The organism is Tsukamurella pseudospumae (assembly GCF_001575195.1).
Classification (GTDB): domain Bacteria; phylum Actinomycetota; class Actinomycetes; order Mycobacteriales; family Mycobacteriaceae; genus Tsukamurella; species Tsukamurella pseudospumae.
Genome location: NZ_LSRF01000056.1, coordinates 252,961 through 272,806, shown reverse-complemented (window position 1 = coordinate 272,806; position 19,846 = coordinate 252,961). Strand labels below are relative to the sequence as shown.

At 71.7% G+C, this 19,846-nt stretch carries 16 protein-coding genes; 8 read left to right on the top strand and 8 right to left on the bottom strand.

All coding sequences use genetic code 11. The annotated features are described in order from the left end of the window. Window positions 1-12: 12 nt before the first annotated feature. Genes AXK60_RS15705 through AXK60_RS15690 form a run of 4 tightly spaced genes read right to left on the bottom strand, consistent with a single transcriptional unit; the run spans window position 13 to window position 7,740 of the window. Window positions 13-1,539: an FAD-dependent monooxygenase gene (locus AXK60_RS15705; RefSeq protein ID WP_068572369.1), complete on the bottom strand. Its 1,527-nt coding sequence runs from the start codon at window positions 1,537-1,539 to the stop codon at window positions 13-15. Next, window positions 1,536-3,221, bottom strand: coding sequence for a (2,3-dihydroxybenzoyl)adenylate synthase (locus AXK60_RS15700; RefSeq protein WP_068572367.1), 1,686 nt, complete (start codon window positions 3,219-3,221; stop codon window positions 1,536-1,538). Before AXK60_RS15700 ends, AXK60_RS15705 begins: the two co-directional genes overlap by 4 nt. A gap of 27 nt (window positions 3,222-3,248) precedes the next feature. After that, window positions 3,249-5,570 carry a hydantoinase B/oxoprolinase family protein gene (locus tag AXK60_RS15695; RefSeq protein ID WP_068572365.1) on the bottom strand — a complete coding sequence of 774 codons (2,322 nt, stop codon included), beginning with the start codon at window positions 5,568-5,570 and terminating at the stop codon, window positions 3,249-3,251. Window positions 5,571-5,589: 19 nt separating this feature from the next. Next, window positions 5,590-7,740 (bottom strand): hydantoinase/oxoprolinase family protein, encoded by a 2,151-nt coding sequence (locus AXK60_RS15690; protein WP_068572362.1) that lies wholly within the window; start codon window positions 7,738-7,740, stop codon window positions 5,590-5,592. A gap of 204 nt (window positions 7,741-7,944) precedes the next feature. Here AXK60_RS15690 and AXK60_RS15685 point away from each other — a divergent pair, with 204 nt between their 5' ends. The 6 genes from AXK60_RS15685 to AXK60_RS15660 are packed head-to-tail and all read left to right on the top strand — an operon-like array spanning window position 7,945 to window position 12,970. Continuing rightward, on the top strand, window positions 7,945-8,700 hold the full coding sequence (locus AXK60_RS15685) for a maleate cis-trans isomerase family protein (RefSeq protein WP_068572360.1): 756 nt from the start codon (window positions 7,945-7,947) through the stop codon (window positions 8,698-8,700). Window positions 8,701-8,744: 44 nt separating this feature from the next. After that, a complete protein-coding gene (locus tag AXK60_RS15680; RefSeq protein ID WP_068572358.1) occupies window positions 8,745-9,401 on the top strand; it encodes a VOC family protein in 657 nt (218 codons plus the stop codon). After that, window positions 9,398-9,643, top strand: coding sequence for a hypothetical protein (locus tag AXK60_RS15675; RefSeq protein ID WP_068572356.1), 246 nt, complete (start codon window positions 9,398-9,400; stop codon window positions 9,641-9,643). The genes AXK60_RS15680 and AXK60_RS15675 overlap by 4 nt, the downstream gene beginning before the upstream one ends. After that, window positions 9,640-10,884, top strand: a complete 1,245-nt coding sequence (locus tag AXK60_RS15670; RefSeq protein WP_068572354.1) for an alpha/beta hydrolase — start codon at window positions 9,640-9,642, stop codon at window positions 10,882-10,884. Before AXK60_RS15675 ends, AXK60_RS15670 begins: the two co-directional genes overlap by 4 nt. Then, window positions 10,881-12,095, top strand: coding sequence for an MFS transporter (locus AXK60_RS15665; RefSeq protein WP_068572352.1), 1,215 nt, complete (start codon window positions 10,881-10,883; stop codon window positions 12,093-12,095). Before AXK60_RS15670 ends, AXK60_RS15665 begins: the two co-directional genes overlap by 4 nt. Next, the gene (locus AXK60_RS15660) at window positions 12,092-12,970 is read left to right on the top strand and encodes an SDR family NAD(P)-dependent oxidoreductase (RefSeq protein ID WP_068572350.1); all 879 of its coding nucleotides are present in this window, start codon (window positions 12,092-12,094) and stop codon (window positions 12,968-12,970) included. Before AXK60_RS15665 ends, AXK60_RS15660 begins: the two co-directional genes overlap by 4 nt. Window positions 12,971-13,004: 34 nt before the next feature. Here AXK60_RS15660 and AXK60_RS15655 read toward each other — a convergent pair whose 3' ends face one another. Beyond that, window positions 13,005-15,362 carry an ATP-dependent DNA helicase RecG gene (locus AXK60_RS15655; RefSeq protein WP_068572348.1) on the bottom strand — a complete coding sequence of 786 codons (2,358 nt, stop codon included), beginning with the start codon at window positions 15,360-15,362 and terminating at the stop codon, window positions 13,005-13,007. Next, window positions 15,359-17,023 (bottom strand): DAK2 domain-containing protein, encoded by a 1,665-nt coding sequence (locus AXK60_RS15650; protein ID WP_139057988.1) that lies wholly within the window; start codon window positions 17,021-17,023, stop codon window positions 15,359-15,361. Before AXK60_RS15650 ends, AXK60_RS15655 begins: the two co-directional genes overlap by 4 nt. Window positions 17,024-17,196: 173 nt before the next feature. Between AXK60_RS15650 and rpmB the strand changes: the two genes are divergently transcribed. Next, window positions 17,197-17,388, top strand: a complete 192-nt coding sequence (gene rpmB / locus AXK60_RS15645; protein ID WP_068521417.1) for a 50S ribosomal protein L28 — start codon at window positions 17,197-17,199, stop codon at window positions 17,386-17,388. A gap of 112 nt (window positions 17,389-17,500) precedes the next feature. Here rpmB and AXK60_RS15640 read toward each other — a convergent pair whose 3' ends face one another. Both AXK60_RS15640 and AXK60_RS15635 read right to left on the bottom strand, forming a co-directional pair. Continuing rightward, window positions 17,501-18,196 carry a uracil-DNA glycosylase gene (locus AXK60_RS15640; protein ID WP_068572344.1) on the bottom strand — a complete coding sequence of 232 codons (696 nt, stop codon included), beginning with the start codon at window positions 18,194-18,196 and terminating at the stop codon, window positions 17,501-17,503. Next, window positions 18,193-19,212, bottom strand: a complete 1,020-nt coding sequence (locus AXK60_RS15635; protein WP_231855432.1) for a thiamine-phosphate kinase — start codon at window positions 19,210-19,212, stop codon at window positions 18,193-18,195. Before AXK60_RS15635 ends, AXK60_RS15640 begins: the two co-directional genes overlap by 4 nt. A gap of 19 nt (window positions 19,213-19,231) precedes the next feature. On the opposite strand from AXK60_RS15635, the gene AXK60_RS15630 reads away from it, so the two are divergent. Further along, entirely contained in the window at window positions 19,232-19,825 is a 594-nt protein-coding gene (locus AXK60_RS15630; protein ID WP_068572342.1) for a DUF3515 domain-containing protein, read from the top strand. Window positions 19,826-19,846 lie beyond the last annotated feature (21 nt).

Genomic DNA, 19,846 nt, shown 5'->3' with positions numbered 1-19,846 from the left:
CAACCCTAGACCTCAGCTGCCGATCGCAACGAGGTCGACACGCTCGCTGACCAGCGCGGCCGCCGCGACGTCACGCAGCGCGGCGGGGACCTCCGCCACCACGACCGCAGGGGTCGAACGCCGGATCCGCTCCGCCAGGTCGAGCCGGTCCAGGACCGCCTCGCGGTCGTCCGCGCCCACCAGCCAGTAGGTCTCGGCGGCGCTCAGCCCTTCGACGAGGGCCGTCGCCTCGGCGCTCCAGGGCCGGACCTGCGTGCTGATCTCGACGGTGCCGGGCGCGTCGCGGAGCTCCGCCGGGGCCGTGCGGGTGGGCAGGCTCCGCGCCGACAGGGGCTGAGCGAGGACCCATTCCGTCACCTCCGCGGGCCCGGGGACCTCGTCGACGGTGACCCCGGCGTACGCCGCGAGCCCCGCCGGGACCACCTGCGGTGCGGTCGCAGCGAACCGCTCCAGCGAGACCTTGCCCGCACGCGTCACGTACGCGATGAGCAACTGCGCCACCGGAATCGACGTCCGCTCCGGGAAGTCGTCCCACCAGGCCATCGACCGCTCCGCGATCGTCTGCAGGTAGTGCACTGCGGGCCGGCGCTCCTCTTCGTAGGCGGTCAGGGCCGATTCGAGGTCGTCCGCGGCGAGCAGCGCCCTGTCCAGGGCGATCGCGTCCTCCATCGCCAGCTTGGTACCCGAGCCGATGGAGTAGTGCGCGGTGTGGGCGGAGTCCCCGAGCAGGACGATGTTCCCGGCGTGCCAGTTCGCGCAGCGCACCGTCCGGAACCGCGTCCACTTGGTGCGGTTGCCGATGAGGTGGTGCCCGTCGAGCGACTCGCGGAAGGCCTCCTCGAGGAACGTCAGGGAGACCTCGTCGTTCTCGGTGTTCGGCGTCTGCTCGGTGGTCACGTCGAATCCCGCACGCTTCCAGGTCTCCTCGTCGGTCTCGATGAGGAAGGTGCTGCGATCCTCGGCGTACGGGTAGGCGTGCGCCACGAAGGTGCCGTACTCGGTGGTCACGGGGGTGAACACCGCGGCGGGCAGCTGGTAGTCGGTGCCGGCCCAGAGGTACAGCCCGTCACCGAAGACGACGGACGGGCCGAACTCGGCCTCGTGCTCCGAGCGCGTGGCGCTGGAGATGCCGTCCGCCGCGACGATCAGGTCGGCGTCGAGGTCCGCGGCGGATCGCCGTTCGCCGAACCTCATGACGACCCCCGCCTCCTGGGCGAATCGCTGCAGCACCGTCAGGAGGGTGGCCCGCCCGATGCCCAGCAGCTCGCCGTGCGCGAGCCGGACCGCGTCGTCGCCCACCCGCATCGACATCTCGTGCGGGTGCGCGGCGTCGACGATCGCGGTGAGCGAGGCCTCGTCGGCCTCCCGCAGGTTGCGCTGGGTCCGCGAGGCGAGTCCGACGCCGAAGCCGAAGGTCTTGTCGGCCTCCCCTTGCTCGTAGACCGTGACCTCGGCATCCGGGTGGCTCAGTTTCAGCAGCCGGGCGGCGTAGAGGCCGCCGGGGCCGCCCCCGAGGACCGCGATGGTGGTGAGTTTCATGTCCGTTCTCCTTCTCGCGCCTCGGATTCCAGCCGCTCGATGATGTCCGCGCGCATGACCTTCTTGTTGACCTTGCCGACATTGGTCTGCGGCAGCGCGGACACCCAGACCAGCCGTTCGGGCCACTTGTACTTCGCGACGCCGAGGCCGTCCATGTGCTCCTGGACCTCGGCCATCGTCAGCTCGGCGCCGGATGCGGCGACGACGAAGGCGCAGGCCTTCTCGCCCAGTCGCTCGTCGGGCATCGCGACGACCGCTGCGGCGGCGATCCCCTCGTGCCGCAGCAGCAGGAGTTCGACCTCCTCGGCGTTGACCTTCTCGCCGCCGCGGTTGATGAGGTCCTTGATCCGGCCCTCGATGGCCACGTACCGCCGGCCGTCGAACTCGTGCAGCGCCGCGAGATCGCCGGTCCGGTAGAAGCCGTCCGCGGTGAACGCGGTGGCGTTGTGCTCGGGCGCGCCGAAGTAGCCGGGGATGGTGTACGGGCCACGGCAGCAGAGTTCGCCGACCTCGCCGGTGGCGACGGGCTCCTCACTGTTGGGGTCGAGGATCGCGATCTCGTCGTCCGGCGCGATGGGCAGGCCGACGGTGGCCCGGCGCGCCGCCTCCGGCGCGTCGAGCGGCGTCACGATGAACATTCCCTCCGACATGCCGAACATCTGTCCCGCCCAGTGCCGGTCACCGTCGTCGAGCTTGGCGAACAGGTCCGGCGGGACCTTCGCCCCGGAGAGGACGGTGCGGCGCACCGTCTTCAGGACCGGGTCGAAGGCCGTGGAACCGGCGGGCTGGTAGTGCCCGTGCCCGATGAGGACGTCGGTGACGCCGCTGCGTTCGAGCAGAGGGAACGACGCGACCGCGTCGGGAGTGCCGAGCACGAGCGTCGCGCCGACCGAGTGGGCGGCGTGCAGGGCGCACGAGATCCCCGCGTTGTGGATCACCGGGATCAGGTGCGCGATCCGGCTCTCCTCGGTCCACCCGAAGGTCCCGGCGTAGTACCGGCCGTTGTTCCAGTACTCGGCGTGGATCCGCGGGATCACCTTGGGCACACCGGTGGTCCCACCCGAGAGCTGGAAGACGGCGACGTCCTCCGGCGCGATCCCCGCCTCGATGGACTCGACCAGGGCGCGCGCCTCGACGGCGTCGATCCGAGTACCGAGGTCCTCGATCCGCACCGTGCCGGGCTGCCCCTCCGGCGCTCCGATCGTGAGGATGTGGCGGAGCGTGGGGTGGCCGTCGCCGATCTCGCGGGCGAAGCCCACGAGATCGAACGACAGCCCCGTCTCGACGAGATGTGCGACCGCACCGACCTTCTCGCTGATGTGACCGATCTCGTGCCGTCGGTGCTGCGAGAGGGTCGCGACGGGGATGAGCCCCGCCTTGAGCACGCCGTACCAGGCCAGGATCGTCGCGCCCCGGTTGTTCACCTGGAAGATCACCGGATCGCGCGGTCGCAGTCCCAGCGCGGCCAGGCCGGCCGCGATGCGATCGGTCCGCTCGTCGAGCTCGCGGTAGGTGTAGGTCGCCTCGTCGGTGACGAGTGCGATCCGGTCCGCGTGCGCGAGTGCGGATTCGTGCAGGCGGGCGGTGGTGGGCTGTTCGCTCCACGCTCCGCTCGCGCGGTAGCGGGCGGCCCGCTCGGCGGGGTACCGGACGAGCCGGCCGTCCCAGTCGTGCGGTGTCATCGATTCACCTCGTCTCGTGGGTCGTGATCAGCGGGTCGGCGCGGCGAGCAGCAGCTCGGTCAGCTCGCCCACGTGGTCGGGGTGGTCCGCCGGGACGATGCCCGAGTAGACGGCCGACCAGCATCCGGGGCAGCACTGTTGGCGGAAGACGACCTCGGTGTCGACGTACTCCGACGGATCGGAGGTCACCTGCGGCCCGGCGGCGCTCGACGGTCCCTCGTAGCGGGCCAGCGACAGCTTGCCGGACTTGGTGTCGCCGAGCAGGCGACCGCAGTGGGCGCACGCGATGACGCGGGCGTCACCGATGGCGACCTCGGCCAGGTTGTCGTCGATGCGGCGCGCGGCCCGCAGGTCGACGGTGGCGTCCTGCGACTCCGGCACCTCGGAGCGGTCGCGCCGCTCGTCGAGCATGGAGGCGCGCAGCGTGGCGGTGGCGGCCTCGTCAACCTCGCCGTCGGTGACGACGACGCCGTAGTTGACCCGGGCACCGTCGTCAGTGACCTTGCCGTTCACCACGTCCCGCGCCACCGACGCCGGCTCGCGGCGCAGCGGGTCGCCGTAACCGCCGCCGCCCTGCCAGTGCATGTACAGCACCTCGCCCGGGGCGAGGTAGCTCTCGGCGTAGCAGGCGCCGGTCTCCTGGGTACCGCCCAGGTCCGCCAGCCCGCCGGGCAGCTCGCCCGCGGTGAGCAACTCCTGGATGCGCGAGTCGCGCGCCAGGATCTCCAGGCCGGTGTTGCCGGGCAGACCGCCCGCGAGGCCGCCGTTCTGCGCCACGGCCTTTCCGGCGGAGGCGAAGACGAGCCCCATCGGGACGCTCGAGCCGTACGGAGTGACCGCGAGGGAGGCGCTGACGCCGCCGCGCATGCGGCCGGGGCCGCCGGAGTCGGGCTCCTCGCGGCGCCACAGGGTCAGCAGCGGGTACAGGAACTCGGTCATCTCCGTATCGGGGATGCGGCCCATCGGGATGCAGAACAGGCCACCCGTGTCCATGCCGTCGGCGACCGGACGCGCACCGTAGCCGCCGGCCATCGGCTCCATCATGATGTTGAGGAAGGGCACCGGCTGCTCGCCGCGCTCGTCGAGGCCGGCCACGACCGCGGTGTCCCACGTCCCGCAGCACGAGGCCTGCACGTTCTTACCCAGCTCGATGTTCTGGTCCAGCATCTGGGCCAGGCACTCGGCGATGAGGTTGCCGGTGAGCCACGCGGGGCCGATCGGGCCGCGACTGACGGCGGCCGGGAAGGTCGCGTTGTTGATCGTGCCCGCCTCCGAGACCAGGTCGAAGCAGCGCATGAGACCGCCGGCGGACCACGGGATGTCGCCCGCGAGGATCGGCAGCAGGGCCAGCATCACGCCACCGCGCATGCCCGCGTAGGTGCAGTTGATGACGCCGGTCTGCGGATCCGTGCCGGTGAAGTCGAAGACCAGCTTGTCATCGGCCTTGGTCATCGCGACCGTGATCTTGTGCAGCCCACGGTCGCCCGCGGACGCCTGGTCCTGGTAGCCGGTGGCCTTCCAGGTGCCGTTGGGCAGCCCCTCGAGCTTGGTGCGCAGGCGGGACTCGGCGTCGTTCATCATGCGCTTCATGACGGCCTTGACGGTGTCGGCGCCGTACTGCTCGATCACCGCGAGGAGGCGGTTGCGGCCGACGGTGTTCGCGCCGATCTTGGCGCGCAGGTCCAGGCCCACGAGCATCGGGACGCGCGAGCGCCGGGTCCAGGCGTCGGCCACGTCGCGCTGCAGCTGATGATCGCGGACGACCTTGATGGGCGGCGTCGGCAGCGACTCGGAGAAGACGTCCTTGGCGGACGGGTCGAACGAGCCGAGGCCCGAGCCACCGAGGTCGGGCTCGTGGCAGATGGCGCTGGTCCACGCGAAGAGCTTGCCCTCGTGGAAGACCGGCTGGTAGACGATCACGTCGCTCTGGTGCAGGCCGCCACCGACCCACGGGTCGTTGCAGAGGAACATGTCGCCGTCGGCGATGCCGGGGTTGTCGGCGCGGTGCTGCAGGGTCCAGTAGATCGCGAGGTCGACGGCGCCGACCAGCATGGTGTTGTAGAGGCCCACCTGGACCTCCTGGCCGACCTCGTCGCTCACGGCGAAGTCGAAGTCGTTGGCGTCGGTGACGATCGGCGAGCCCGACATGCGCTTGAGCGCCTCACCCATCTCGTCGGTGACCGACCACAGGCGGTGGCGGATGACCTCGTAGGTGAGCGGGTCGACGGCGTCGATCTGCTCCTGGGTGACGGTGTGCAGCTCGACGTGCGCGCCGACGGCGCGGCCGAGGGCCTCGGGGTCGAGGGGGCGGCTGGAGAAGATCTCCGAGCCGGGGATCGGTGCGGTCATGGTGGTTCTCCTTGGGGAATCAGGCGCGCACGAGGGCGTCGGCGGGGTCGGTGACGATGGCGGCGGGCCGGTCCACGGCGATGTGCAGGTTGCCGAGCTCATCGATGGTTCCGGTGGTGTCGTGCGGAACGACGACGGTGGTGGTCGGCACCTCGATCACCGCGGGACCGCGGAGCACGTGGCCGGCGCGGAGCTTGGTGTAGTCGTAGATGTCGGTGTCCACGTAACCGCGGGTCGCGCCGAGGCAGACCTTGCGGGTTCCGGTCAGCGCCTCGGACGCGTCGGCCGAAGCGGCCCGCTCCATCGGCGGCAGGGTGGGCGAGAAGGGCAGGACGCCCGTGCCGCGCACGCGGTAGGTGATCGCCTGGATGCCCGCCTCGCGGAAGCCGGAACCGGCGCCGTAGAGGTCGGCGTACTTGGCCTCGAATCTGTCGGAGGCCTCGGCCAGGTCCTGGGCGGTGAGATCGCCGCCGGGGATCGGGGTCGCGACCTCGGCGAGCTGCATCGAGTAGCGCATGTCGATCTCGCGCTCGATCTCGATCGAGGAGAAGTTCAGGCCCTGGCGGTCGAGCATCGCCCGCACCTGCTCCTCGAGCTGCTCGAAATTCTGCTGGACGCGCTGCGGGTCCAGCGGGAGTGCCGCGGGGTCCGACATCTCCTTGGCGAGCACGATGTCCGACGAGGCCAGGCCGTACGCCGAGAACGCGGAGGCCACCTGGCCGAGCGGGACCACCACATCGGTGGCACCGATCTCCTGCGCGTAGAGGCCGCAGTGCGCGGGGCCGGAACCGCCGAAGGCGTAGACGATGAAGTCGCGGGGGTCGTGGCCGGCCTCGACCACGGTCTTACGCAGCAGGTCGCCGGTCTGGGCGTTCTGCACCTCGTAGATCGCGGCGGCCGCGTCCTCGATCGACAGGCCCAGCGGCTCGGCGATGCGGACGCGGATGGCCTCGCGGGCGAGGCTCACGTCCAGTGCGCGGCGACCGCCGAGCAGACCGCGCTCGGGGATGATGCCGAGAACGAGGTTCGCGTCGGTGTTGGTGGGTTCGGTGCCACCGGCGCCGTAGCACGCGGGGCCGGGCACGGCCTGGGCGCTGTGCGGGCCGATCTGCAGGTTGCCGCCGGCGTCGATCCACGCGATCGCGCCGCCGCCCGAGCCGATCGCGTGCACCTCGAGGGTGGGCACGTTGATCGGGTGGTGGTTGATGATCGTGTTCGACGACCGGACCGGCTCGCCGTCGACGACGAGGCCGGCCAGGAAGGTGGTGCCGCCGGCGTCCGTCGCGATGATGTTGCGGTGGCCGAGCTGCTGGCCGAGCGAGACCGCGCCGACGACACCTCCGGTGAGGACCGAGCCGACCGTCGAGATCGCATTGCCCGGGGCCTCGGCGGCGGCGACCGCGCCGCCGTTGCTCTGCATGACCAGGAGCGGGCCGGCGAGCTTCTTCTCGCGCAGCTTGCCCTCCAGCTCGCCCAGGTAGTCCCGCAGACCGGGGCCGATCTGCGTGCTCATGATGGTGGTCGCGTTGCGGGCGAACTCGCGGATGCGCGGCGAGACCTCGCTGGAGATCGCGACGAACAGGGTCGGGTCGACCTCGTGGGCGATCTCGCGGATGCGCTTCTCGTGCGCGTCGTTGCGGAAGGACCAGAGCAGGGAGACGGCGATCGCGGTGATGCCGTCGGCCACGAGGGTGCGGACGGCCTCGCGGACCTCGTCCTCGTTGAGCGGGACGACGACCCGGCCGTCGCGGTCGACGCGTTCGGTGACCTCCATCGCGTGGCGCTTGCGGACGAGGCCGTGGGACTTGCTCTGCCCGATCGGGTCCTGCAGCTCCTCGGGCGCACGCCCGAGGTAGCGGCCCTCGACGTTCATGATGTAGATCGAGTCGCGGTGACCCTTGGTGGTGATGAAGCCGATGTCCGGCACCTTGTTCATCACCAGTGCGTTGAGCGACGAGGTGGTGCCGTGCGCGATGTGGTGCGTGTTGGCGAGCATCTCCTCGACCGACTGACCCAGCTGCTCCGCGAGCGTCTCGAGCACGTCCATGACGCCGCCCGAGTAGTCGGGAGGAGTCGACGGCGCCTTGCCCGCCACGACCATGCCGTTGCCGTCGTCGAGGACGGCGTCCGTGAACGTTCCACCGACGTCCACACCGATTACATATGCCATGAGTACTGACTCTCCTTCGGCCGGGCTCCCGCAGTGACCGGGATCACTTCATTGACTGTCACGACGATTATTTGACGCTCACGCAGAGAAAGTCAAGAGGGTGGCGGAAATCACTGAAAAATCTCACCGCGCCTTGACTCTCCGACGTCAACGTCGAATACTCGTCGTAGTCGCAAGATAATTATCGACCCTGGAAGGACCTCCATGAGCACCCATCGGATCGGACTCGTCGTACCGAGCAGCAACGTCACCGTCGAGACCGAACTGCCGAGGATCCTCGGCCGGCACCCGATCTCGGACTTCTCGTTCCACTCGACCCGCATGCGGATGCACACGGTCTCGCCCGAGGGCCTCGCCGCGATGAACGCCCAGCGCGAACGCTGTGTCATGGAGATCGCGGACGCCTCGCCCGAGGTCATCATGTACGCCTGCCTCGTCGCGATCATGGTCGGCGGGCCGGGCGAGCATCAGCGGGTCGAATCCGCGGTCGCCGAGCAGCTGGCGGCGGGCGGTTCGCAGGCCCGCATCCGCTCGAGCGCCGGCGCCCTGGTCGAGGGGCTGCGCGCCCTGGACGCCAAGCGGGTCGCGCTGGTGATGCCGTACATGTTGCCGCTCGCCCAGCAGGTCGTCGAGTACATCGAGGCCGAGGGCATCGAGGTCGTCGACTGGCGGGCCCTCGAGGTCGCCGACAACAACGAGGTCGGCTGCATCCCGGGCGATCGCGTCATGAAGGCCGCGCGATCCCTGGATCTCAGCGGCGCCGACGCCCTGGTGCTCAGCTGCTGCGTGCAGATGCCCTCGCTCGACCTCGTGCAGCCCGCCGAGGACGAGTTCGGCATCCCCGTGCTGTCCGCCGCCACCGCGGGCGCCTACAGCGTGCTGCGCAGCCTCGGCCTGACCGCCGTCATCGAGGGCGCGGGCAGTCTGCTGCGCGCCGACGTCGACTCCACCCCGGCCTGACCGCCGGATCCATCCGAACACCCGAAATCGACAAGGAGGACAGCATGTCCGATTCACAGCACCTGGTCCAGGGCGTCGATCACGTCGCCTACCCGACCTTCGACCCCGCCGGCACCGTCCGCTTCTACCGCGACACGCTCGGCTTCCCCGTCGTGCACTCGATCTGTGCCGCGGGCTGGGGCCCGGACCAGCACCCCGACTTCATCCACTTCTTCTTCGACATCGGCAACGAGGACCGGCTCGCCTTCTTCTACTACTTCGGGCTCGAGGAGTTCGACGGTGGGCCGCAGGGCGATGCGTACTCGAAGTTCGCCGAGGACGTGCCGATCTGGTTCATCCGCAGCCGCCACCTCGCCATCCACGTGGAGAGCGAGGAGCACCTGATGGAGTACCGCCGCCGCCTCGACGCCAGCGACTGGCCCGTCGAGATGCAGATCCAGCACGAGACCATCGAGTCGATCTACACCCACGATCCCAACGGCTACATGATCGAGATCACCCGCGCGATGCGTCCCGTGACGCCGCAGGAGGATCTCGACGCCACCATCACCATCGACGCCCTCGTGGACGTCGTCTCCGGCCCGAACCCGTCCATGGACGCCCTGCTCGTCCGCAAGGCCGAGCTGATCGTCGAGCGCGCCGAGAGGTGGCAGTCCGAGCAGCCCGTCGCCGCGGCCACGCAGGAGGTGACGGCGCGATGATCTCCGTCCTCGTCCTCGACGTCCCCGAGAACCGCCCCGTGGTGGAGGTCGCGGCCACGGCCGATACCGTCACGGTCGAACGGGTCGGTCCCTACTTCAAGGTCAGTGCCCCCGGGCCGATCGTCATCGATCGCCGGGCCACCGGCTGCCGTCACGCCGTCTGGTACAGCAGCGTGGCGGGCCTGCTCGACGCGCGGATCACGCAGTGGGACAAGGACGCCATGCGCCTGGAGCAGCGGTGAGCACGCCCGCCGCCGACGCGCGGCTCGGTGCCGGCCGCTACATCGAATCGGCGGAGATCCCCGCCGGCACCATCACCACGGCACACGAGCTCGCCACGGCCGACGGGGCCAAGGTCCACGGCCTCCTGCGCACCCTCCCCGGGGCGAACACCGTCGTCTCCCTGATGCACCCCCGGCAGGACCTCAGCCACCACGTGCTGGTGCCCGAGCTGCTGGCCCGCGGCTTCGCGGTCTGGACCCAGGGCACCCGGTCGACGAACAACGACCTGAGCCTGATCCACGAGCAGGCCCTTCTCGACGCCGCCGCCGGCCAGGTCTTCCTGCGCGAGCGGGGCTTCGAGAACCTGGCGACGCTCGGCCACTCCGGCGGCGGCACCCTGTACGCGTTCTACCACCAGCAGGCGGGGCTCGCGCCCGAGCAGCGGCTGCGCCGGGCACCGTCGGGACGGCCCGTCGACCTGTCGGCGGCGGACATGCCCGTGCCCGACGCCGCCGTCTTCATGGCGCCCCACCCGGGGCAGGGCGCGCTGCTGCAGCGCCTGATCGATCCGTCCGTCGCGGACGAGTCCGATCCGCTGTCCGTGGTGCCGGAGCTCGATCCGTACTCCCCGGCCAACGGTTTCGCGACGCCGGGCGAATCGTCCTCCTACTCGCCCGAGTTCGTCAGCAGCTACCGAGCGGCGCAGGCCGAGCGCATCGCGCGGATCGACGCCGAGGCGCGGACGCGCGTCGTCCTCGCCGACGATGCCCGCGCCCGGTTCAAGGCCTCGCAGGACCCCGCGGACCGTCGGGCATCGCTCGCGCCCCGGGTGCTCACCGTCTACCGCACCGACGCGGACCTGCGCTTCGTCGACCTGTCGCTCGACTCGAACGAGCGGCCCTACGGATCGTTGTTCGGCCGCCGCCCCGACCTCACGAACTACGGGCTCGTCGGCTTCGGGCGCCTGGTGACCCCGGACGCGTGGATGTCCACGTGGTCCGCGAACACCACCAACGCCGACTTCCTGCGCTGCGCGCCGGGGGTGCACGCCCCGACGCTGTTCGTCGAGCTGACCGGCGACGCCGCTTGCTTCCCGGCCGACGCGACGGCGATGGTCGCCGCGCTCGGCAGCTCCGACAAGGAGCACCGCCGCGTCGCGGGCACCCACTTCGGCGGACCGATCCGTGCGGGCGCACCCACCGGCGCGAGCCTCGCGGCGGCGGAGATCGGCGGCTGGCTGGCGGAACGGTTCGGCGCATGAGGACCCGGATCGTCACGGCCCTGTGCCTGTTCGCGCTGGTCCTCGAGGGCTACGACATTCTCATGTTCGGGCTGGTCGTCCCGTCGCTGCTGAAGTACCGGGCGTGGGGTCTGACCGTCGATCAGGTCGGCTGGCTCGGCTCGATCGCACCGCTCGGCATGCTCGTCGGCGCCCTGGCCGCGGCGTTCGTCGGCGACCGTATCGGGCGCCGGAACACCCTGCTCGGAGCGGTGACCGTGTTCACGGCGGCGATGGTGGTCTGCGCCCTCGCCCCGGAGTACGCGCTGTTCGCGGCGGGCCGGTTCCTCATCGGCCTCGGCGCGGGCATGCTCATGCCCACCGCCGCCGCGGCGATCGTGGAGTTCACACCGCCCGCGCTCCGCAACCGGATGGTCACCGTCGGGTTCGCGGGGACCTGCGTGGGTGGGATCCTCGCGGGCGCCCTCTCGCTGTGGTTGGTGCCCGCGTTCGGTTTCCGGGCCATGTTCTGGGCCGGCGCGATCCCCGCGCTGGTGCTCCTCCCGCTCCTCTGGCGCGCCTTCCCGCGCGAGTCGGGTGAGTCCGCGAACGGCCACAGCACCGGCCCCATGGCGAACGTCTCCGCGGTCTTCCGACTGGGCGGGGTGCGCGCGACGGTCGGCTTCTGGGTCGCGATGGCGCTGTGCCTGCTGCTGGTGTTCGGGGTCGCTGCCTGGTTGCCGAAGCTCATGCAGAACGCGGGTTACGGCCTGGCCAAGGCCCTGTCCTTCCTGCTGATCCTCAACGTCGGCGCGCTCGTGGGCACGCTGGCCGGCGGCGCCCTCGCCGACCGGTTCGGCATCGGACGGGTGACCTCGGTGTTCTTCGTGGGTGCCGGTGCGGCACTGCTGATCCTGGCCGTCCAACCGCCCACCTCGATCGCCTACGCGCTGGTCCTGGTGGCCGGCGCGGGAACCACCGGCACGCAGATCCTGCTCAACGCCTACGTCGCCGCGCACTACCCCGCCTCCTGCCGGTCGGCGGGCGTCGGCCTCGCCCTCGGCGTCGGCCGACTGGGAGCCATCGCCGGGCCCACCTACGGCGCCTGGATCATCGGGCTGGGAGCCGGGTACGCCTGGCAGGTCACCGCGTTCGCGATCCCCGCCCTGCTCGGCGCGGTGGTCGTGACGGCCCTCACCACCCGGCCCGCGGGCCTCGCCCGGGCGACTCGACGAGAGGAACGACTCACATGATCGACTTCGAAGGCAGGGTGGCGATCGTCACCGGTGCCGGCGGCGGCCTCGGCCGCGCCCACGCGGAGGCCCTTGCCCGCGCGGGAGCGCGGGTGGTGGTCAACGACATCGGTGACGGTGCCCGCGCCGTCGCCGAGGCGATCACCGCCAGGGGCGCCACAGCCGTCGCGGACACGACCGACATCACCGACGAGGCCGCCGTCCGGGCGATGACGGCCGCCACCGTCGAGCGCTGGGGCCGGATCGACATCCTGGTCAACAACGCCGGGATCCTGCGCGACCGCAGCTTCGGCAAGTCCGACCTCGCCGACTTCCGAACAGTGCTGGACGTGCACCTCATGGGCTCCGTCCACTGCACGCACGCCGTCTGGCCGCACATGGTGGATGCCGGTTACGGCCGCATCGTGATGACCACCTCCGTGTCCGGCATCTACGGCAACTTCGGCCAGGCGAACTACGGCGCGGCCAAGTCCGCGCTCGTCGGGCTCATGAACGTGCTCGCGATCGAGGGCGCCCCCAAGGGGATCCGGGTCAACGCCCTCGCCCCCACCGCGGCCACGCAGATGACCGAGGGGCTCATCGAACCGGACAAGGCGGCATTGGTCACCCCGGAGTCCATCTCCCCCGGTGTCCTCTTCCTGGTGTCCGAGGAGGCGCCGAACGGCGTGATCCTCGGGGCGGGCGGCGGCGTCTTCGCCGTCTCCCGCATGGTCGAGTCGGCGCCGGTGTTCGTCCCCGAGAACGAGCGCACCGCCGCCGGGATCGCCGCCCGCTGGGCTGCGATCGACAACACCGCGGACCCGCAGCGCTACGGTTCGGCGTTCGAACAGACCGACCGGTACCTGCGTGCCATGCCCACGGCGCCGCATCCGTGACCACCGAACACCTGTCGCCGGTTGCTCGTGCGCCTCAGGCCTTGTCGAGGTAGTCGCCGCGCTCGCCGCCGAGGACGACCTCGTTCATCGCCCGCAGCGCGGGGTGGCTCTCCAGTTCCGGGTCCTCGCCCACGATCTCGTAGGCGAGGTCCCGCGCCGCGGCGAGCACGTCCCCGTCGGTCGCGAGGTCCAGGAAGCTCAGGCGCCGGGCGAGCCCGGACTGGTCCACGCCGAGGATGTCGCCGAAGCCGCGGTACTCCAGGTCGAGCTGGGCGAGGGCGAAGCCGTCGACGGTGTCCGCCACCGCGTTCAGCCGCCCCAGCGTGCGCTCGGATCCGCTCGCCGTGATGAGCAGGCACAGCCCGGGCAGGCCGCCTCGTCCGACGCGGCCGCGCAGCTGGTGCAGCTGGCTGATGCCGAACCGGTCCGCATCGCGAACCACCATCGTGGTCGCGTTCGCCACGTCGACACCCACCTCGATCACGGTGGTGGCCACCAGGATGTCGATCTCGCCGGCGGCGAAGGCGGCCATGATCTCGGCCTTCTCCTCCGCGGGCAACCGGCCGTGCAGCAGCGCGATCCGGTGCTCGCCGAGCGGCCCGGCGGCCAACTCGTCGTGCATCTCGAGCGCCGAGACGGTCTTCGGCTTCTCACTGTCGTCGGGCTGCGCGTCGCGGGCCGCCCCGCGCGTCGAATCCTTCGGGGCGGCAGTGGTTCCCTCGAAGTCGTAGTCCTCGTCCGTGAACGACGCTTTGGCCTGCTCCCCCGTCGCGTCGTCGCCGATGCGGGGGCACACCACGTAGACCTGACGCCCCGCACGGACCTCCTCGTCGACGCGTGCCCACGCCCGGGCGACCCATGCCTCCCGGTCCGCCGGGACCACCGAGGTCTGGATCGGCTGCCGCCCGCGCGGCAGCTCGCGCAGCACGGAGGTCGCCATGTCGCCGAACTGGGCCAGGGCGACGGTGCGCGGGATCGGCGTGGCCGTCATCACCAGCAGGTGCGGCATCGTCTCGTCGGGCGTGTCCTCATCGGAGGTACCGGTGCCCTTGCGCCGCAGCCGGTCCCGCTGCTCCACGCCGAATCGGTGCTGCTCGTCGACCACGACCAGGCCGAGCCGGAAGAACTCGACCGTGTCCTCCAGGAGCGCGTGGGTCCCGATGACGATCCCCGCCTCGCCGGTCACGATGCGCAACAAGGCCGCCCGCCGCTGCTTGACCGTCATGGACCCCGTCAGCAGCGTCACCGTGGTGGCGGCATCGGCCGCGCCCAGCTGCCCCGCCTCCGCGAGGTCGCCCAGCATCTTCGAGATCGAGAGCAGGTGCTGCGTCGCGAGGACCTCGGTCGGGGCCAGCAGCACCGCCTGGTGCCCCGCGTCGACCGCGGCGAGCATCGCCAGCAGCGCCACGAGCGTCTTGCCCGAGCCCACCTCACCCTGGAGGAGCCGGGTCATCGGGTGATCGCGCGCCAGGTCCGCGAGGATCTCGGCGAGCACCTCCTCCTGGCCGGCGGTGAGGGAGAACGGGAGTCGCTCGCGCAGACCGGCCTGCAGCGAACCGTCGGGCGCGTGCAGCGGTGGGGCGGCGACGGTGCCCACGTCGTGCGCCCGACGCGCCAGGGCGGTCTCGATGGCGACGGCCTCGTCGAACGCGAGCCGGCGCTTGGCCTCCTCCGACTGTGCTCGACCGTCGGGCTTGTGCGCCGCGCGCACCGCTTCGTCCAGGCTCATCAGGCCGTGCAGGGCGAGGAACGAGGTGGGCAGCGACTCCGGCACGGGTGCGAGTCTTTTCAGCACAGCGTCGACGAGCGAGAGGATCAGCCAGGTGGGCATGTTCTTGGTGCCGTGGTAGATCGGGACGGTCGGCTGCATCAGCAGACTGAGGTCCGCGAACTTGAGCCGCTTCGAACCGGCCTTGGTCGAGCCCGCCTCGTTCGCGGCCAGGGCCTCCGCCGAGGTGATCGTCGTGTCCGGCAGCACGAGCCACTCGGGGTGCGTCAGCTGCAGCTTGCCGTTGAACTCGCCGAGCCTGCCGATCAGCAACAGCTGGCGGTCGGGCTGGATCGGCTTGGGCAGGTAGTTGAAGAAGGTCACGTCGTAGGCGCGGACCTTGTTGACCACCTGCACCTTGAACATCTTCTTGCCACGGTGGTGCGCCCGCGGCGGCGTGATGGCCGTGACGGTCCCGATGACCACCACGTCGTCGCCGATCCGGGGCTCGGAGCGGCGCGTACCGTCGTCCTCGACGGCCCCGCCCTCGTACCGGAACGGGAAGTGTCGCAGCAGGTCCCCGACGGTGTCCAACCCGAGCTCCGTGGTGACCAGCTCGGCGATCTCAGGATCGAGCGCCTGCGCCAGCGGCGTCTGCAGCGTGAGGTCGCGTGCAGCGGTCATTCGACACCGATCTCCATCACGCTGGCGGTCTGCCCGCCGCGGTAGCCCACGACCTCGACCTCGGGCCGGTCCGGGCGCAGCGCCGCGCTCACCCGATCGGGGAAGTCGCCGTCGCCCGCGTCGCCGAGGAGCACCGTGACCATGTCGCCGCCCGTGGCGAGCAGCAGCTCCGCGAGCGCCTCTCCGGCGGAGTACTGATCCTCCTCGAGCACCACCACCTCGCCGCCGACCATTCCCAGGTAGTCGCCGGGGCCGCAGGGGCCGAGGATCGTCAGGGCGTCCTCGGTGACCGCGACGACGGAGCCGCAGCGCGCCCCGGCCGCCGCCTCCGCCATGGAGTAGGTGTCGTCGGCGGCGTGTCCCGAGGGTTCGTGCACCGCGAGCGCCGCGATCGCCTGCACCATCGACGAGGTGGGCAGCAGCGTGACGAGCACGCCCGACTCCCGGGAGCGGGCGGCGACCGCCAGCAGCTCGGGGGTCGGCAGGGCTCCGTTGGGCATGAGCAGCACCTCGCGGCCCTCGAAGCGGTGCAGCGCGGCGAGCAACTCGGCGTGGGTCATGCCCTGATCGCAGCGGATCACCTCGGCACCCGCGCCCGCGAACAGCTCCGCGGCACCGTCGCCGGAGACGAGGGCGACGATGGCCCGGGGCGCGTCGAGCAGCGCCTGCAGGGGGGTCTCGGTGTGCCCCGTCTCCTGCAGCACGTTCACCGCGATGCTGCGGAGCTTGCCGTGGGCCAGGCCGGCCTGGATCGCCCGCCCCGGCTCCGTAGTGTGCGTATGCACCGACCAGGTGGCCACCGGATCGGGATCGGCGGCGGCCACCACGACGACGGAGTCGCCGAAGGTCTGCAGTTCGCCGCGCAGGCGCGCCGCTGCCGCCTCGGTCGCGTCGGGAAGCAGGTACATCACCTCGTAGTCGGCGTGGGGACCGCGCGGCGGGTCCTCGCCGTGGTGATGCGCGTGCCCGTCGCTCTCACCGACGTGCACCTGCACGTGCGGCGCGATCCGCCGGGTGAACCGCGGCCGCTCGGGCGCCGTGCCGGCGGTCACCTGGACGAGCGCGTCGAGGAGCACGAGCAGTCCTCGGCCGCCGGCGTCTACGACCCCCGCGGCGGCGTTGTCGGCCAGCTGGTCGCGGGTGCGCAGCAGCGCGTCGAACGCGGCGTCCGCGGCGCCCCGCGCGCACGCGGGCAGGTCCGCCCCGCCCGCCAGCGCGGCCCCGGCACCGTCGGCCCCCGCCCGCAGGACGGAGAGGATGGTGCCCTCGATCGGGTCGGCGACGGCCGTCGTCACGAGGTCGGTGCCCTTGCGCAGCCCGGTCGCGAGCCCCTCCGCCGTGAGGTCCGCGTCCGGACCGAGCTCCCCCGCCAGGCCGCGCATGATCTGGGAAACGATGACGCCCGAGTTGCCGCGGGCTCCGGCGACCGCCCCGGCCACGGTTGCCCGGGCCACGGCGTGCGGCCCCTCCGTGCGGTCCGCCTCCTCCGCCGCGCGCGCCGCGGCACGGAGCGTGACCAGCATGTTCGTCCCCGTATCGGCGTCCGCCACGGGGAACACGTTCAGCGCGTTGATCTCGTCCACGGCGCGTTCCAGGCCGAGGACCGCGCGCTGGAGCCAGGCGACCACCACGCGCCCGTCCGCCACCATCGGTCCCGTCACGACCGCAAGCCTAGTGGTCGGGCCCGACAGGTACGGGCCCGCAGAGCGGTTTGGCTCCGTCGGCGCCCTCGGCTATGCTTGCAGGGTTGCCTCGCGTCCGGGCGTGTGTTCCACATGTTCAGGGCCGGCGGGGCGAAGCACAGGTTTTCAACTATTGCGAGGAGTACACGACTATGGCTGCCGTCTGCGACGTCTGCGACAAGGGCCCCGGCTTCGGTAAGTCGGTCTCGCACTCGCATCGGCGTACCAACCGCCGGTGGAACCCGAACATCCAGACCGTGCGCGCCCAGGTCGCGCCCGGCCAGACCCGTCGCCTGAACGTGTGCACCTCGTGCATCAAGGCCGGCAAGGTCGTTCGCGGGTAGTACGCGAGTAGCGCTTTCCGCCAAGGCCCGTCACCTCCGAGGTGGCGGGCCTTCGGCGTATCCGCCGCGTCTCGTATCCAGGCGTCCGCGGCCCGGTGCCCGGTGCCCCGGATCAGAGCGCCGCGGCGAGGTGCGGCAGCCGCCAGTCGATCGGCTCCGCGCCCAGCCCGGCCAGCGCCTCGTTCGCCCGCGAGAAGGGGCGCGAGCCGAAGAAACCCCGCGAGGCGGACAGCGGCGACGGATGCACGGACTCGATCCGTGGTGCGTCCCCGAGCCGCGGCCCGAGCGACGCCGCGTCGCGGCCCCACAGGATCGCGACCAGCGGCGCGTCCCGCGCGACCAGCGCGTCGATCGCGCACTCGGTGACCTTCTCCCAGCCCTTGCCGCGGTGCGAGGCGGCCTCGCCCGGGCGCACCGTCAGCACGCGGTTCAGCAGCAGCACGCCCTGCCGCGACCACGGCGAGAGGTCGCCGTTCGCGGGTATCGGCAGATCGAGGTCCTCGCAGTACTCCTTGTAGATGTTCTGCAGGCTCCGCGGGATCGGCCGCACCGACGGATCCACCGAGAAGGACAACCCGACCGCGTGCCCCGGGGTGGGGTACGGATCCTGGCCGACGATGAGCACCCGGACGTCGTCGAAGGGCTGCCGGAAGGCGCGCAGCACGTTCGCGCCGGCGGGCAGGTAGCCCCGCCCCTCCGCGTTCTCGGCCCGCAGGAACTCGCCCATCGCGGTGATCTCGTCCGTGACCGGGGCCAGGGCCTGTGCCCATCCGGCCTCGACGGTGTCCGTCAGGGGTCGCGCCGTCATCGTCCGTCCTCCTCGTCGCTCTCGGTGAAGGTGTTCCAGCCGCCCGCGGCGGGTCCCGCATCGCCGTCGACGGTGACGGTGCCCGCGGGCAGCGGCCCGGGTGCGAGCACGGTGCCGATCGCGCGCCAGCCGTCCGGCAGGGCCGTCCCCAGGGGGAAGGTTGCGAGTAGGGCGTGGTCCTCGCCACCGGTGCGCACCCACCGATGCGCGTCGGCGCCGAGTGCCGCCGCGCAGGCGACCAGCTCGGCATCCGGGTCGAGGCGCGCACCGTCGAGCGCGATGGTGACGCCCGAGGCCTTGGCGAGAGCGCGCGCGTCGCGGAGCAGGCCGTCGGAGACGTCGGTGAGGGCGGTCGCCCCGGCCGCGGCGGCCCGCGGCCCGGCGGCGAGCGGCGGCACTGGGCAGCGGTAGATCTCCACGAGGCCCTCGTGGCCGCCGACGCCCGCGAGGAGCACCGCCAGCCCCGCCGCGGAGTGCCCGAGCGTGCCGCACACCGCGACCACATCGCCCGAGCGGGCGCCCGAGAGCAACACCGGCGCACGGCCCTGCAGATCGCCGAGCACGGTCACGGCGAGCAGCACCTGATCGGTGCGCACCACGTCTCCCCCGGCGACGGCGCCACCGGCGTCCGCCGCGCCGCGGGTGGTGCCGCGCGCGATGCCCGCGATGACGTCCGCGCCGGTCTCGGGCGGGCACCCCAGCGTGACGGTGAACGCGGTGCACACCGCGCCCATCGCCGCGATGTCGGCAGCGTTCTGCGCCATCGCGCGCCGCCCCACGTGCTCCGGAGTCGTCAGGTCGAACCGGAAGTGCCGGCCCTCGACGATCGCGTCGGACGAGATCACGGTGCGCCCGTCGGCGGCGGCCACGACGGCGGCGTCGTCACCCGGCCCGACCAGCACGCGGGGATCGGGCCGCACACCGGCCACGGCCAGCGCGATCACGCCGTCCTCCCCCAGTTCCGCGGCGGTGCGCGCAGGGGACTGCGCAGGGCTCGCCGGCTCCTGAAACATCATCGCGGCTACGGTATCGGACGTGAGCGATGCAGACGACACGACCACCGAGGCCCCGCGGGACAAGGCCCCACGCACGCGCAGGAGCCCGGCCTTCCTCGCCACCGCCGTGGCCCTACCGGTGGCGGTGCTGGCCTGCTTCATCGCGTTCCTGATCCTGGTGCAGCAGAAGCAGGGAGACGCCCGCGACGCGGCGGAGGCCGGTCACCTGAAGTCGATCGCGGCACCGTCGTCGGGCGACGCGGGGTGCGCGGCGCTGCTCGGCGCGCTCCCGGCCGATGTCGACGGCTTCCGGCGCACCGACACCGCGGATCCCGCGGGATTCGCGCGCTGGACCAAGGACAAGGCCGGTGCCGTCGAGCTGCGCTGCGGCACCGACCGGCCCGCGGAGCTGAGCGCGACGGCGAAACTGCAGATCATCAACGGTGTGCAGTGGCTGCAGGCGGTCCCCGCGGGCGCGCCCGCCCCCGATGGCGGCGCCTACTGGACCGCTGTCGATCACCGCCCGTACGTCACGCTCTGGGTGCCCGACGGTGCCGGGACCTCGGCCGTGCAGGCCACCTCGGACGCGATCCGCGCGCACCTGCAGCAGGCATCACTGGATCTCGGGAAGTGACCTCGGGACGTACCGGCCGGT

Bases quoted from the DNA above. Each gene is read 5' to 3' on its own strand.
- rpmB (WP_068521417.1), top strand. From the start codon at position 17,197: ATGGCTGCCGTCTGCGACGTCTGCGACAAGGGCCCCGGCTTCGGTAAG.
- AXK60_RS15690 (WP_068572362.1), bottom strand. From the start codon at position 7,740: ATGGCATATGTAATCGGTGTGGACGTCGGTGGAACGTTCACGGACGCC.
- AXK60_RS15675 (WP_068572356.1), top strand. From the start codon at position 9,398: ATGATCTCCGTCCTCGTCCTCGACGTCCCCGAGAACCGCCCCGTGGTG.
- AXK60_RS15665 (WP_068572352.1), top strand. From the start codon at position 10,881: ATGAGGACCCGGATCGTCACGGCCCTGTGCCTGTTCGCGCTGGTCCTC.
- AXK60_RS15705 (WP_068572369.1), bottom strand. From the start codon at position 1,539: ATGAAACTCACCACCATCGCGGTCCTCGGGGGCGGCCCCGGCGGCCTC.
- AXK60_RS15680 (WP_068572358.1), top strand. From the start codon at position 8,745: ATGTCCGATTCACAGCACCTGGTCCAGGGCGTCGATCACGTCGCCTAC.
- AXK60_RS15655 (WP_068572348.1), bottom strand. From the start codon at position 15,362: ATGACCGCTGCACGCGACCTCACGCTGCAGACGCCGCTGGCGCAGGCG.
- AXK60_RS15640 (WP_068572344.1), bottom strand. From the start codon at position 18,196: ATGACGGCGCGACCCCTGACGGACACCGTCGAGGCCGGATGGGCACAG.
- AXK60_RS15660 (WP_068572350.1), top strand. From the start codon at position 12,092: ATGATCGACTTCGAAGGCAGGGTGGCGATCGTCACCGGTGCCGGCGGC.
- AXK60_RS15695 (WP_068572365.1), bottom strand. From the start codon at position 5,570: ATGACCGCACCGATCCCCGGCTCGGAGATCTTCTCCAGCCGCCCCCTC.
- AXK60_RS15685 (WP_068572360.1), top strand. From the start codon at position 7,945: ATGAGCACCCATCGGATCGGACTCGTCGTACCGAGCAGCAACGTCACC.
- AXK60_RS15635 (WP_231855432.1), bottom strand. From the start codon at position 19,212: ATGATGTTTCAGGAGCCGGCGAGCCCTGCGCAGTCCCCTGCGCGCACC.
- AXK60_RS15700 (WP_068572367.1), bottom strand. From the start codon at position 3,221: ATGACACCGCACGACTGGGACGGCCGGCTCGTCCGGTACCCCGCCGAG.